The 12,744-nt window shown below is 43.7% G+C and carries 16 protein-coding genes; 10 read left to right on the forward strand and 6 right to left on the reverse strand.

What is annotated here, in order from left to right:
* Nucleotides 1-20 precede the first annotated feature (20 nt).
* From D891_RS0108805 to D891_RS0108815, 3 genes are read left to right on the forward strand one after another with little or no spacing between them, the layout of a single operon-like run.
* Complete coding sequence (locus D891_RS0108805) at nt 21-935, forward strand: KamA family radical SAM protein (protein ID WP_025270742.1); 915 nt, start codon at nt 21-23, stop codon at nt 933-935.
* Nucleotides 928-1,281: a molybdenum cofactor biosynthesis protein MoaE gene (locus D891_RS0108810; protein WP_025270743.1), complete on the forward strand. Its 354-nt coding sequence runs from the start codon at nt 928-930 to the stop codon at nt 1,279-1,281. The genes D891_RS0108805 and D891_RS0108810 overlap by 8 nt, the downstream gene beginning before the upstream one ends.
* The gene (locus tag D891_RS0108815) at nt 1,278-2,294 is read left to right on the forward strand and encodes a polysaccharide deacetylase family protein (RefSeq protein ID WP_025270744.1); all 1,017 of its coding nucleotides are present in this window, start codon (nt 1,278-1,280) and stop codon (nt 2,292-2,294) included. Before D891_RS0108810 ends, D891_RS0108815 begins: the two co-directional genes overlap by 4 nt.
* Here D891_RS0108815 and D891_RS0108820 read toward each other — a convergent pair.
* Entirely contained in the window at nt 2,287-3,438 is a 1,152-nt protein-coding gene (locus D891_RS0108820) for a cation diffusion facilitator family transporter (RefSeq protein ID WP_025270745.1), read from the reverse strand. The two genes, D891_RS0108815 and D891_RS0108820, sit on opposite strands and share 8 nt — an antisense overlap.
* A 127-nt stretch (nt 3,439-3,565) precedes the next feature.
* On the opposite strand from D891_RS0108820, the gene rpmH reads away from it, so the two are divergent.
* The 7 genes from rpmH to rsmG are packed head-to-tail and all read left to right on the forward strand — an operon-like array spanning nt 3,566 to nt 9,659.
* Nucleotides 3,566-3,700, forward strand: coding sequence for a 50S ribosomal protein L34 (gene rpmH / locus D891_RS0108825; protein ID WP_022671092.1), 135 nt, complete (start codon nt 3,566-3,568; stop codon nt 3,698-3,700).
* Nucleotides 3,688-4,026, forward strand: a complete 339-nt coding sequence (gene rnpA, locus D891_RS0108830) for a ribonuclease P protein component (RefSeq protein ID WP_232227897.1) — start codon at nt 3,688-3,690, stop codon at nt 4,024-4,026. Before rpmH ends, rnpA begins: the two co-directional genes overlap by 13 nt.
* Nucleotides 4,010-4,291 carry a membrane protein insertion efficiency factor YidD gene (gene yidD / locus D891_RS0108835; protein ID WP_084042354.1) on the forward strand — a complete coding sequence of 94 codons (282 nt, stop codon included), beginning with the start codon at nt 4,010-4,012 and terminating at the stop codon, nt 4,289-4,291. Before rnpA ends, yidD begins: the two co-directional genes overlap by 17 nt.
* Complete coding sequence (yidC, locus tag D891_RS0108840) at nt 4,278-5,831, forward strand: membrane protein insertase YidC (protein WP_025270748.1); 1,554 nt, start codon at nt 4,278-4,280, stop codon at nt 5,829-5,831. The genes yidD and yidC overlap by 14 nt, the downstream gene beginning before the upstream one ends.
* Nucleotides 5,818-7,179 carry a tRNA uridine-5-carboxymethylaminomethyl(34) synthesis GTPase MnmE gene (mnmE, locus tag D891_RS0108845; protein WP_029952203.1) on the forward strand — a complete coding sequence of 454 codons (1,362 nt, stop codon included), beginning with the start codon at nt 5,818-5,820 and terminating at the stop codon, nt 7,177-7,179. The genes yidC and mnmE overlap by 14 nt, the downstream gene beginning before the upstream one ends.
* Nucleotides 7,180-7,210: 31 nt before the next feature.
* Nucleotides 7,211-9,097, forward strand: coding sequence for a tRNA uridine-5-carboxymethylaminomethyl(34) synthesis enzyme MnmG (gene mnmG / locus D891_RS0108850; RefSeq protein WP_025270750.1), 1,887 nt, complete (start codon nt 7,211-7,213; stop codon nt 9,095-9,097).
* Complete coding sequence (gene rsmG, locus D891_RS09645) at nt 9,072-9,659, forward strand: 16S rRNA (guanine(527)-N(7))-methyltransferase RsmG (RefSeq protein ID WP_025270751.1); 588 nt, start codon at nt 9,072-9,074, stop codon at nt 9,657-9,659. The genes mnmG and rsmG overlap by 26 nt, the downstream gene beginning before the upstream one ends.
* On the opposite strand, the gene D891_RS0108860 is transcribed toward rsmG, so the two are convergent.
* The 5 genes from D891_RS0108860 to D891_RS0108880 form a co-directional block, all read right to left on the reverse strand.
* Nucleotides 9,640-10,176, reverse strand: a complete 537-nt coding sequence (locus D891_RS0108860) for a helix-turn-helix domain-containing protein (protein WP_198014820.1) — start codon at nt 10,174-10,176, stop codon at nt 9,640-9,642. The genes rsmG and D891_RS0108860 overlap by 20 nt on opposite strands.
* 109 nt (nt 10,177-10,285) lie before the next feature.
* Nucleotides 10,286-10,843, reverse strand: a complete 558-nt coding sequence (locus D891_RS0108865; RefSeq protein ID WP_025270753.1) for an acetate uptake transporter — start codon at nt 10,841-10,843, stop codon at nt 10,286-10,288.
* 101 nt (nt 10,844-10,944) lie between these two features.
* Nucleotides 10,945-11,703, reverse strand: a complete 759-nt coding sequence (locus D891_RS0108870; protein WP_025270754.1) for a polysaccharide deacetylase family protein — start codon at nt 11,701-11,703, stop codon at nt 10,945-10,947.
* A 3-nt stretch (nt 11,704-11,706) separates the two neighbouring features.
* Nucleotides 11,707-12,435, reverse strand: a complete 729-nt coding sequence (locus D891_RS0108875; RefSeq protein ID WP_025270755.1) for a glycosyltransferase family 2 protein — start codon at nt 12,433-12,435, stop codon at nt 11,707-11,709.
* Nucleotides 12,436-12,744 (reverse strand): metal-sulfur cluster assembly factor, encoded by a 309-nt coding sequence (locus tag D891_RS0108880; protein WP_025270756.1) that lies wholly within the window; start codon nt 12,742-12,744, stop codon nt 12,436-12,438. It lies immediately after the preceding gene.

Genomic DNA, 12,744 nt, shown 5'->3' on the forward strand with positions numbered 1-12,744 from the left:
AAATTATACTAATCGCTGCTATGGATGCAAAGCTAAACGACTATCTATGCGGCCTTATACACAAAAAGGGCATAAAGGGGCAGTTCTATTTCTCCAAAAGGGAGCTATTCTTAAACGGCAGCAGCGACCCCCTCAACGAAAAGGACTTCAGCAAGGCCAAAGGACTCATACACCGATACCCGGATCGGGTTGTCCTTACCATTACAAACAAATGCTTCGCCTATTGCAGGTTTTGCTTCAGAAAAGACAACTGGAGGAACTTCGGCGGTTTTGACTTAGACCGAGCAGCCTCTTATATCCAGCAAAACAGATCCATCAGGGAGGTGTTAATATCGGGGGGCGATCCGTTTTTCTTAAGCAACGACAGACTCAAACAGATACTAACAAAAATAAGGGCGATAAAACACATAAAGTTTATAAGAATAGGGACACGGGTATTAACATCATACCCCATGCGTATAGATGAGCAGACCATACAGATGCTAACCGCCTATAAACCCATATGGCTGGCCATACACATAAACCACCCCGATGAGATAACGCACCAATTCAAAGAGGCCGCAAAGAGATTTATAGACAACGGCTTCCCCATTGTATCGCAAACCGTGCTATTGAAGGGCTTAAACGACGATGTATTCATACTCGAAAAGCTCTTCTGTAGGCTTACAGAACTAAACATAAAGCCTTATTACCTATTTGGATGCGACCAGGCCAAAGGCAATAACGGATTCAGGGTGCCAATAGAAAAAGCCCTATCGATAATGGAGCGCTTAAGGGGAAGTATAAGTGGCCTGTGCGTGCCGAATTTTGCCTTTGATCTGCCTGAAGGGATGGGCAAGGTGGTGGTCGAACCAAACAGGATCATAAAAAAGCAGGGCAACATATACCGCTTTAGAAATTTTGAGGGAAAGGAGATTGAGTATATCGATGTTTGATCTATCCGAAGAGCTTAAAAAGCTAAAGGAATCCGCAAAATTAGACAACTTGGGGATGATACTCATACACAACGGCGTTGTCAGGGCCACATCAAAAGACGGCAAGCCCGTAAAAGGCATGAATCTGACATTCAACAGGCAAAAGTTGGACAAGCTAAAAGACAGGCTCCAATCGATGGATTTCATAGAAGGGGTTGTAATATGGATCAACGAGGGAAGATTGAAGATCGGCGACGACATCATGTATGTCATTATAGCCGGCAACAGAAGGGAGAAGCTCCTTCCGATCTTTCAAAAAACCATTGAAGAAATAAAAACGGAGATCGTTGAGGAGATAGAGGAATGAAGAGGCTTGCTCTTTCATTGCTGTTTGTGTTTTTGCTGAACATCCAATCCATAGCCTGTGTCATACTTATCTATCACAAGATAGGCGACAACAGAACACCCTCAACCAATGTATCAAAACAGCTCTTCATAAGGCAGATGGAATACCTAAAGCAGAACAACTACACCGTCATGCCACTAAGGGAGCTTGTATATTTAATAAAGGAAGGCAAAAAACTATCCCAAAGGTGCGTTGTATTGACCTTTGATGACGGATACAGAAGCGTTTATGAAAACGCATTCCCAACATTGAAAAAACTGCACTTTGCAGCCACCGTTTTCTTGCCCACCGAGGCTATAGAGAAACACTATCCCGATTACATGAGCATAAAACAGATCAAAGAGATGATGCAATACAATATAGATTTTCAATCCCACAGCCATTCACACCCCCGTTTTACCAATCCACCCTCAACCATACCGCACTCAAGATACGCAGACTGGATAGCCGAGGACATTAAAAAGAGCATTAATTTTTTTATCAAAGAGTTTGGATACAAACCGTATGCCTTCGCCATACCATACGGCGATTACAACAAAACGGTAATAGATGTTGCAAGAAGGTTGGGCTTTGAGGCTATACTAACACAAGATGCAACCGCCATAGGTGCAAAAACACCGCTGTGGCTTATGCCTCGCCAGCCCATATTGGGCAAATATTGGTCGACAATGCAACATTTTAAGGAGATACTAAAGGAAAAATACCTACCCATAAAACAACACATACCCCCTGCAGGGAGCACAACAAACTCAAAACTATTCGGCGCCATACTGGATAATGTCTCCCGATACGACAGAAATAGCTTTATGGTTTATGTGAGCCAGTTGGGCTGGCAGAGGGCAAAAACAGAAGGAAACATGGTGTACATAAAAACAGACGCAAAGCTGACAAAAGCCAAACAGCGCATAGGCGTGATGGCAAAAAACAACGGCAGGATTTATAAAAACCTATGGATGGTCTGGATGGCTAAATAGATTTTGAGGCTGGCACAACCTTTATATTAAGCCTGTTCAACATATCCCTTCGCTCGGGTTGCATATGTTCCTCATCAAACACCAGCTCGTTAATGCCGTTTCTAAGCAACCAGCTTATGAGCCTTACAAACCTGCCCCTCTCCTTGTCATCATCAAAAAGCCTGTATTCATAAACACCCATAAGCTCTCCGTCTTTGAAAAACTCTTTAACCCTAACAGCCTCAACATCCCTGAATCTCTTTGCAACCCCGCCCTTCGAATCAACAAGAATAGCCACCTTTTTTACCTGCTCTTGTGCTGGCTCATAGTGAATGGTTATAAACTTGAGGTTCTCTATGGCATTTTTTAGACTCTCCTCAATCCTGTCTATAACCTTGTGCGCTTTCTCCATATCCCTTTGATGGATTTTTAAGATAATATCGGCTATGAATATACTCCCGGCCTTTCTTATAAACAGCATATCGACACTCTCCACCTCTGGATAACCCTCTATAACCTTTTTGGCCCTCTCAATTATAGAAGGATCAACCGAGGCATCCAGCAAGGTAAGCACAGAATCCTTTAATATCTCGAAAGCCTCATGAAAAACACCTAACGCTATTACGGCCACAGCCACTTTTTGGGCATGGGGAATGCCAAAATGGGTCAAAATAATACCTATAATAGCAACAACGCTCATGCCGCCATCCAAGATCCAATCCAAAAGGTCGGCCTTCATACCCGAGGAACTCAACTTCTTTGCCGCCCTCCACTCAAAGAATATAAAGACAGACTGAGCAAGCAGAACCAAAAACATAAAACCAACCGCCAACCATGTATGTGCAATTACAACGCCTTCCTCTGAAAGCAACACCCCTTTAACTATGCGATAAGCAGCATAAACAATCAAAACACCCGCAATAAAGGCGGCAAAATCCTCAAGCTTGTGCATGCCGTATGGGAATCTTTTTGATTTTTTGCCTGCAAATTTAATAGATAAAAACAGAAGCAGAGAGCTAACCACATCAGATATGCTATGTATACCATCGGCCACTATAACGGCAATGCCAAAGCCCAGACCAAAACCCAACTTGGCTATAGCCATTAATGTATTTAGAACTATCGAAAAAAGCAGCCATCTCTCCTTCTGCGTTTGTATATCCATAAAACACCTCCTGCTTGAGTTCATTATATAAATAAGACCTTAAAAAGCAAACGGATGACTAAAACTGTTGATTTTTTGCTATTTTTATATATACTCCTTTTGCCAAAACGATTAGGAGGTAAGGAAAATGAAAAGGACATTTCAACCGCACAATAAACCCAGAAAAAGAACCCACGGCTTCAGGGCGAGGATGAAAACAGCAGGCGGAAGGAAGGTTCTATCCAGAAGGAGAGCCAAGGGCAGAAAGAGATTGACGGTTTAAAGAAGCAATACAAAAGCCTAAGCTCAAAAGAGTTTAAAGATGTATATGAAAAAGGGGAAAAGATAGTTACGCCCTTTTTTGTATTGTTTGTGCTAAAAGGCAGGGATAGCTTCAAGGCAGGCGTTGTGGCAAGCAAGAAGATAGGCAAAGCCGTAAAGAGAAACAGGGCCAAGAGGCGCCTAAGGGAAATCATAAGGCTTTCCCAGCCGTATCTGCCAAGAGACTGCTGGATTGTATTGATTGCAAGGAGGGGCGTATTAGAGGCCAACTTCGAAAGAATGAGAAATCTCTTTTTAGATAAAGTATCCAATGGCTTTAATAACTAACGCAATATCGAAAGCCATGATTGGCCTGATAAGGTTCTATCAGAGGTTTATATCGCCGCTAACCAGGCCTTCATGCAGGTTTTATCCCACATGCTCCAATTACGCCATTGAAGCCATAAAGAGGTTCGGCCCACTTCAGGGCGGCCTGATGTCCATATGGCGCATAATAAGATGTGCGCCGTGGAGTGAGGGAGGGTATGACCCGCCAGATAAACCACTATTCCAATTCAAGAAAGTAAAGAGGAGAGACAATGCAGGATCATAACAATGAAAAAAGGGCATTGATGGCCATACTGGTCGTTACCATTCTAATTACAGCCTACACTTACTTCTTTTTACCCAAGCAACAGCCACCAGAGCAAAGCTCCAATGCCACAAAAACAACTAAGCAGCAAATAGAACAGGTCAACAAAAAAACACCCAAGCCAAAAACGGAGAATGAGCATTTTATCACCATAGAGACAGACAACTATATCCTGAAGATCTCCTCTTTGAACGGCGCTATCAAGGAGCTGCTTTTGAAGAAATACAGCATAAACAAATCCAATGTTCAACTGGTCAAAAGCAGCGGCTATTACAACACCTTAGAAACGGTCTTTGCAGATAAAAACATAGAGAAGATGGAAGAGACCATGCCATATAAGGCCAATAAAGAATTTGTCAGGCTTTCAAGGCAGAACTCAACCTCCACCGTTACACTAAAAAAGACCAACGGAACCTACACCATTATCAAGACATTTGAATTCAAAGACGGTGTGTATGCATTCGACTTCAAGGTGGAGGTCTTAAAAGATGGCAAACCGATAGATACAGATTTTTCCGTATATGCAGGGCCGGATCTGGGGGATCTTCAGAAGGAAAAATATTCACACTTAGGAGCTGTCGCCTTGGTTGACAACGACAAAATAAGAACAGACAAAAAGATAAAACCGGATGAGGATATACACTGGATAGCCTTAGAGAGCAAGTATTTCTGCTTGGCCTTTCTGCCTGCTGAATCAAATTCGCTTTTGGCCGGATACACAAAGCTAAACGACGGCCACTATGTATATGTCAATCTCAAAACACCGGCAAAGCTTAAGATATACGCAGGGCCAAAGAGCAAGGAAACCATACAGGCCGTGGACCACAAATTAGACAGAATCATAAGGTTCGGCATGTTTGGATTCATTGGAAAACCGCTTCTGTATGTCTTGAACTGGTTATACTCCATATTTGGTAATTACGGTGTCGCCATCATTGTTTTGACATTCCTGATCAGGTTAATCTTCTATCCGTTGAGCTTTAAATCATACAAGTCGATGAAGGAGATGGCCAAACTCCAGCCAAAGCTAAAGGAATTGCAGGCAAAATACAAGGGCAAGCCGGATCAACTCAACAAGGCCACCATGGAGCTATACAGAAAGCACAAGGTCAACCCGTTCGGCGGCTGCCTGCCCATAATCATTCAGATCCCGGTCTTTTTTGCCCTGTACAATGTTCTTCTAAACGCCATCGAGTTGAGGGGTGCACCGTTTGTGTTGTGGATTACAGACCTAAGCTCAAAGGATCCATACTATGTATTGCCGATCCTGATGGGATTGACCATGTATGTTCAACAGAAACTAACACCGGCAACAGGCGATCCAACTCAGCAGAAGATCATGATGTTCATGCCTTTGATATTTACCTTTATGTTCATGGGATTCCCATCGGGTTTGGTTCTGTATTGGGCAACAAACAACCTCTTAACCATAGCGCAACAGTTCATAGATTCTCAGATACTAAAGGCCCAAGAGAAAAAGCAGAAACATGCTGCAACATGACGACGACATAATCGCAGCTATAGCCACAGGGTATACAGAAGCAGCCATCGGTATAATCAGGGTTTCAGGCAAGGGAAGCCTAAAGCTGCTTGAGGAGGTCTTTACAAGAAAGCCGCCGTATGAGGCAAACAGGATATACTATGGCCACATCGTTGATGCAGAAGGCAAGATCTTGGACGAGGTTTTGGTCTCCATATTCAAATCTCCCCATTCGTATACGGGCGAGGATTCATTTGAGGTAAACTGCCACGGTGGATTGGTGGTTTTAAACAGCGTCCTTGAGCGGCTAATAGAGGCCGGAGCCAGGCTTGCTCAGCCGGGTGAATTCACAAAAAGGGCCTTCCTAAACGGCAAGCTGGACCTATCCCAGGCAGAAGCCGTGGCCAAGGTTATATCTGCCAAAAGCAAAAGGGCTGTCGATGTGGCTCAACGGCAGCTTCAGGGCAACTTCTCCTCAAAGCTTGACCAGATAAGGGATCAAATACTCTATCTAATGGCCGAAAACGAGGTCATGATAGACCACCCCGAGGAAGAGCTAAGCGATGTCTCAAAAGAGGAGAAGCTCAAGATCTTAAACGAAATAGAAGGCAATCTAAAGCAAATCCTAAGGGCAGCAGAATACGGCAACAACCTGTTTGAAGGGGTTACAATAGCACTGGTGGGTAAACCCAATGTTGGCAAATCCAGCCTATTGAACCTCATAACAGGCTCAGAGAGGGCAATAGTCACAGACATTCCAGGCACAACAAGGGATGTATTAAAGGAGCAGTTCAACATAAACGGCGTTCCGTTCTCCATACTGGATACAGCAGGCATAAGAAAAACCGATGATACCGTTGAGAAGATAGGCGTTGAGAGGAGTCTAAAGGCCATTGAAGAGGCCGATATAGTCCTTGCCATATTTGACGGGTCAAATAAACTGACCGAAGAGGATAAAAAATTGATAGATAAACTAATGGATTTGCAAAAAAACACCATAGCTATATTAAACAAGGCCGATTTAGGCATAAAGATAGACAAGAAAGAATTGCCGTTTAAACACATAATACGGATTTCGTGCAAGACATCGCAGGGTTTAGAGGAGCTTGAAAGGGTTGTATCCGATGTGGCCTTAGGCGGAATGGATGACTCCCAGATTGTATCGCTAAACGCATCACAGAAGCAGAGCCTAAAAAAGGCCATTGAGATGTGCAACCGCCTGAAGGAAGATATAGACAACGACATAGATCCTGCCTTGATCGGTGTTGATTTTTTGGCACTAACAGACTATCTTGATGAGGTCATTGGAAGGATAACAAACGAAGACATGCTGGATGTCATGTTTAAAAAGTTCTGCATAGGCAAGTGATGTTTCACATGAAACATTTAGAGGTGAGAAAATGATTTATCCCAAAAGATACGATGTGATCGTAATAGGCGGAGGACATGCGGGCTGTGAGGCCGCACTGATAAATGCAAGATTGGGTCTAAACACGCTGCTTTTGACTATAGCGCTGGATTCCATAGGTGCCATGAGCTGCAATCCGGCGATAGGTGGCCTTGCAAAGGGGCATTTAGTAAAAGAGGTCGATATATTTGGCGGCGAGATGGCACGCAATATAGACGAAACCGGTTTACAGTTTAAGATACTAAACAAGAGCAAGGGGCCTGCTGTCTGGTCAAGCAGGGCTCAGGCCGATATGACCGCATACAGACTGAGAATGAAATACACGCTGGAGAGACAGGAGCATCTCGATATAAAACAGGAGACCGTTGATGAGATAATCGTTGAAGGCAATAGGGTGGTGGGCGTAAAGACGCATCTTGGCAATGAGTATTACTGCAACGCAGTGGTCGTAACAACAGGCACATTTATGAAGGGTAAGATATTCATCGGCCTAAACGAATACGAAGCGGGAAGGGCGTGGGAGCCCCCATCAAGAAAACTCTCAGATAGCCTGAGGAGATTGGGTTTAAGGGTTGGCAGGCTAAAAACAGGAACCACGCCGAGATTGGATGCAAGAACCATAGACTTCGATGCATTGATACCGCAGCCGGGTGATGATGAACCCGTGCCTTTCTCCTTTAGAACAAAACAGCTAAACAGACCCAATATACCGTGTTATCTGACATACACAAACGAAAAAACACACGAGGTTATATTGAAAAACCTGGATCAATCACCGCTTTACAGCGGCATGGTAGAATCCGTTGGGCCGAGGTATTGCCCATCTATAGAAGACAAGGTGGTCAAGTTCTTCGAGAAAAAGCAGCACCAGATATTCTTAGAACCCCAGGACGAAAAATCCACAGAGATATACGCAGACGGCCTCCACACATCGATGAGCTATGAGGTGCAGTTGAACTTCTTGCGCACCATAAAGGGACTTGAGAAGGTTGAAATCATGAGGCCGGGATATGCGATAGAGTATGACTTTGTTGATCCAACCCAGCTTAAACACACACTGGAGACCAAAAGCATCAGAGGCCTGTTCCTGGCAGGTCAGATAAACGGCACAAGCGGGTATGAGGAGGCTGCAGCCCAGGGCATTGTTGCAGGCATCAACGCCGCATTCTATCTAATGGAGAAAGAGCCGTTTATCCTAAGAAGGGATGAGGCCTACACAGGCGTTTTGATAGACGATTTGGTCACAAAAGGGACAAAAGAGCCCTACAGGATGTTCACCTCCAGGGCAGAATACAGACTCATCCTAAGGGAGGATAACACGCATCTAAGGCTGGCCGAAAAATCCTTCAAGGCCGGATTATTGAGCAGGGAAGAATTTGAGATGATACAGGAACAGAAGGTCAAGATAGAGGAGACAATCAAAAAGCTTAAAACCACATACATATTCCCGACGGAGGAGACAAACAGAAAATTAAAGGAGCTTGGAACCGAGATAATAAAAACCAAGACGGATCTGGCCAAACTCCTGAGGAGAACCGAGATAAACTACGACAAGCTCAAACAGCTCATGCCTGAGCTTGAAGACCTTGATGGATACATAAAACAAGAGGTCGAGATAGACATAAAATACGAAGGTTATCTGAGCCTGCAAAAACAGCAGATAGAAAAATTCAAGAAATACGAAAACATGAAGATACCCGAGAACTTCGATTACACCAAGGTTGGCGGGTTGTCCAACGAGGTCAGGGGCAAGCTTATGGAGGTAAGGCCCACATCGATCGGGCAGGCCATGCGCATATCGGGCGTAACACCCGCTGCCATATCCATTCTCATGGTTTACCTAAAAAAATACAATGACGGACTTAAGAACTCGGCTTGAAAAGGCCTTTAGAAGGGTTGACATACCACCAGGCGGCATAGACAACCTTATACTCTACATCGAAACACTAAAGGAATGGAACAAAAACATAGCACTCATATCAAAGAGGGAAGAAAACATCGTAAACCACCTCGTTGCACCGTCCCTGTTGTTTTTCAAATTCTTCAGGGATGACAGCTTATCGATTGTGGATATAGGCTCAGGCGCCGGTTTCCCTGCCGTTGTAATGAAGATATACAAACCCAGCTTGAATATAACAATGATTGAACCAAACAACAAAAAGGCGGCCTTTTTAACCTACATATGCGCAAAGCTCAAGCTTAAATGCAACATAATAAACAGGCGCATAGAGCAGCTAAGCAAATCCATGGAATGCGATGTTATAACGGCCAGGGCCTTGAATATAAGACCGCTTATGGATGAAATCAGAGAAAAGATAAAGGGTGGCTATCTTCTTTGGTTAACCGCCAAAGATAACCACCTTAACTTAAATCTAAAAGGGGAGATTCTCTTTAAGCAGCACTGCGCAAAACTCTACGAACTTACAGAACAGGTGGTCTGACTACCCAGATGGTCTCAACATCCACATCGCCTACATTCTTATAAGAATGGGGTTGGGTTGATGAGAAATAGAAGCTATCGCCTGGGCCCAAAACCTTAACCTGATCACCAACCCTAAGCTCCAGCTTGCCCTTCAAGATGTATCCAAACTCCTCACCCGTATGCCTGTGCTCACCCTTTGAATCGCAACCCACAGGCACAACCTTATAGAGGGGCTCCATGGCTTTATTGGAAATCTTGGCCACGAGCAGCTCAGCATAGACATGGCTGCCTGGATATATGATTTGAGTCCTTTCCTCCTTTGTTAAGAATATCTTATCATTGGACTGCTCATCGCTTAAAAGATCCCTAACCTGCACATCGAGGGCCTGGGCTATCTTCTGTAAAACGCTAATGGAAGGCACTGCTTTGCCCGTCTCTATCTGGGAGATATAAGCATCGGTGCATCCGACCTTCTCTGCCAACGCCTTTAGTGTCAAGCCCTGCTTCTTCCGATAACTCTTAATCTTTTCAGCCATATTCATGACCCTTAAATCCTCCCTAAAAAATTAATTAATAATGCAGGCATAAGCATAAAAAAATGGGGGCTTTTTGTCAAGCCCCCACTATCCTATACCTACGCCGGGATTATTCGTTGCTCATAACATCAAACTGAGCCTTGATACCCTCATACATTCCATACCATGCAGCCAGAGCCGTCAATATACCCTCATATCCTGCAAATGTTGTGATGGCTTTGCTACCTGTGTAATGGCCAATGACCAGCAAGATAAAGAGGATCTCCAACAAGACAAAGATCACAATGACAGTGGTATGCCCGCTCTTAAATACCAACAAGGTCATAATGGTTGTAAAGATCGTCCAAGCAATTAGGGTAATACCCAAAGCCGGACCCAATGCAGCAGCTGGAACTAACCCAAGCTTAGTAAAATAAACTAAGCTTGCTAAAGCGATCCAGAATGCGCCGTAAGAACCAAACGCCGTCATGCCGAATGTGTTGCCGGTTCTCATCTCCAAAACACCGGCAATCAGCTGGGCCAAACCACCGTAAAACAGACCCAACGGCAACGCTGCGTCCAATGCTGCCGGAACCAATCCAGCGTTGTGAACATTGAGAACAAAGGTTGTCAGAGCAAATCCACCGAGTCCCAATGGTCCAGGATTAGCAAGTTTCCCCTCAGCCATAAACCACCTCCACTAAAATAAAGTAAACTTTAACTCCCGTTAAGTTTAGATATATTTATACACTTTTTTTGATTTATGTCAAGAGGAAAATTAAATTAAAGTTAAAATTTGCTCCGGCCTCGTGTAATTATTAAGTAAAAATCTATTTTATCAGTATCTTTTCTTACTATGGCTCGGGGAATTTTAAATATAGGTTGAATATCCGGCTGGTATATCTTTTGGCCTATGATATAACCCCTCTTAATTTTTAACTTACGCAACACCTCAATTACATCGTCACTGACATCGCCGAACGGATAGGCAAAATCCTCAATAGGCTGATAAGAAGACAAAATACTAAGGGATCTTCTAATCTCACTCTCTACCTCATCCTTAGAAATTAAAGAAAGCTTTATGTGCCTGTGGGAGTGAGACCCAAGCACCATACCAAGACGCACAAGCTCCCTTAGGTCGCTTTCATCCATCATCTTGGCATTCTCATGATACCCGCCAATCAAGGCCGTCGAGATAAAAAACAACCCCTTCATGCCGTATCTATTCAGTATTTTGGCCGCATTCAGGTTATCCTTATAGCCATCATCAAAGGTTATTAAAACATAATTATTCTTTAAGTATAATTTTTCATCCTTTATTCTGTCTATCTGGGAGGGTGTTATAGAGATAAAACCCCTCTTCCTTAGATACGCTATCTGTTTTTCGAATTCTTCAGGTGAGATGGAAAACTTATCCAGCGAGGTGTTGGTGGGGCTTTCATCTATCCTGTGATAGAGCAAAACCAGTATGCCTTTTTTGGGTATCCTAAAAAAGTTATAGCGGACAAGGAAAATAACAACAAGAAGAATAAAGATAAAGACAACCATACATCACTTTGGCTCTTTTGCCTTTGCGTATTTGACAAAAACATAGAAAGAAGAAAGAAGGGCATACACACACCCCTCATAACCATCAAGAAAAGCCCCTTTTAACACAAATCTCCTAAACAGCTCAAAAGCAAACCTGCCAAACGGATAAAATCCGCCTATACGGGGCTTTTTTTGCCTTATAACATTGGATAACAGGCTGGTGTACCTATTGAACTTATTAAAGTAATCCTCTAAATCCTCATAGCTGTAATGGTACACAACACCCTTTAGTTTTTCTGCACTACACCTAACGCCCTCATGCACCATCGCCTCATCAAATCGACACCTACCCTTTTTAAAAAGCCTGACATGGTAATCTGGATATGTCCCGCCAAACCTCAAGGGTTTACCCATAAAGACAAGTTGAATATTTAAGGCATAGGCATCAGCAGATGGATTCTTTAACACCCTCAATATCTCTTTTTTTAAATCCCCGCTTACAACCTCATCGGCATCTATCGACAATACCCAATCTGTTGAAAGCTTCGATATAGCAAAGTTCTTCTGTTTGCCGTATCCCAACCACTGTTGATGATAAACCTTATCGGTATACTGTCTGGCTATTTTTAGGGTGTTGTCGCTGCTGCCTGAGTCGACCACCACAATCTCATCGCAAAAAGCAACACTCTCAAGTGTCTTCTTTAGGCTGCTTTCTTCGTTATAGGTTATGATGGCGCAACCCAAAGACATCTATTCGCCGAGCAGTCTCCTTCTTGCCTCCTCGCTCATCATCGATGGATTCCAGGGTGGATCCCAGACAAGCTCAACCTGAACATCGTTGGCTCCAATCTCCTTAAGCCTGTTGACCACATCCTCCTGCAAAGGGGCAATCAAGGGGCAACCGGGCGTTGTAAGTGTCATAACCACCTTTACATTGTTGTCCTCATCGATGTCTATACCGTAAACAAAGCCCAAATTCACAATATCAAGCCCTATCTCCATATCGATAACATTGTATAGGGCATCAATCACATCCTTCTTGGTCAATCTATCCGCCAT

The sequence above is a fragment of the Hippea sp. KM1 genome, assembly GCF_000526195.1.
Classification (GTDB): domain Bacteria; phylum Campylobacterota_A; class Desulfurellia; order Desulfurellales; family Hippeaceae; genus Hippea.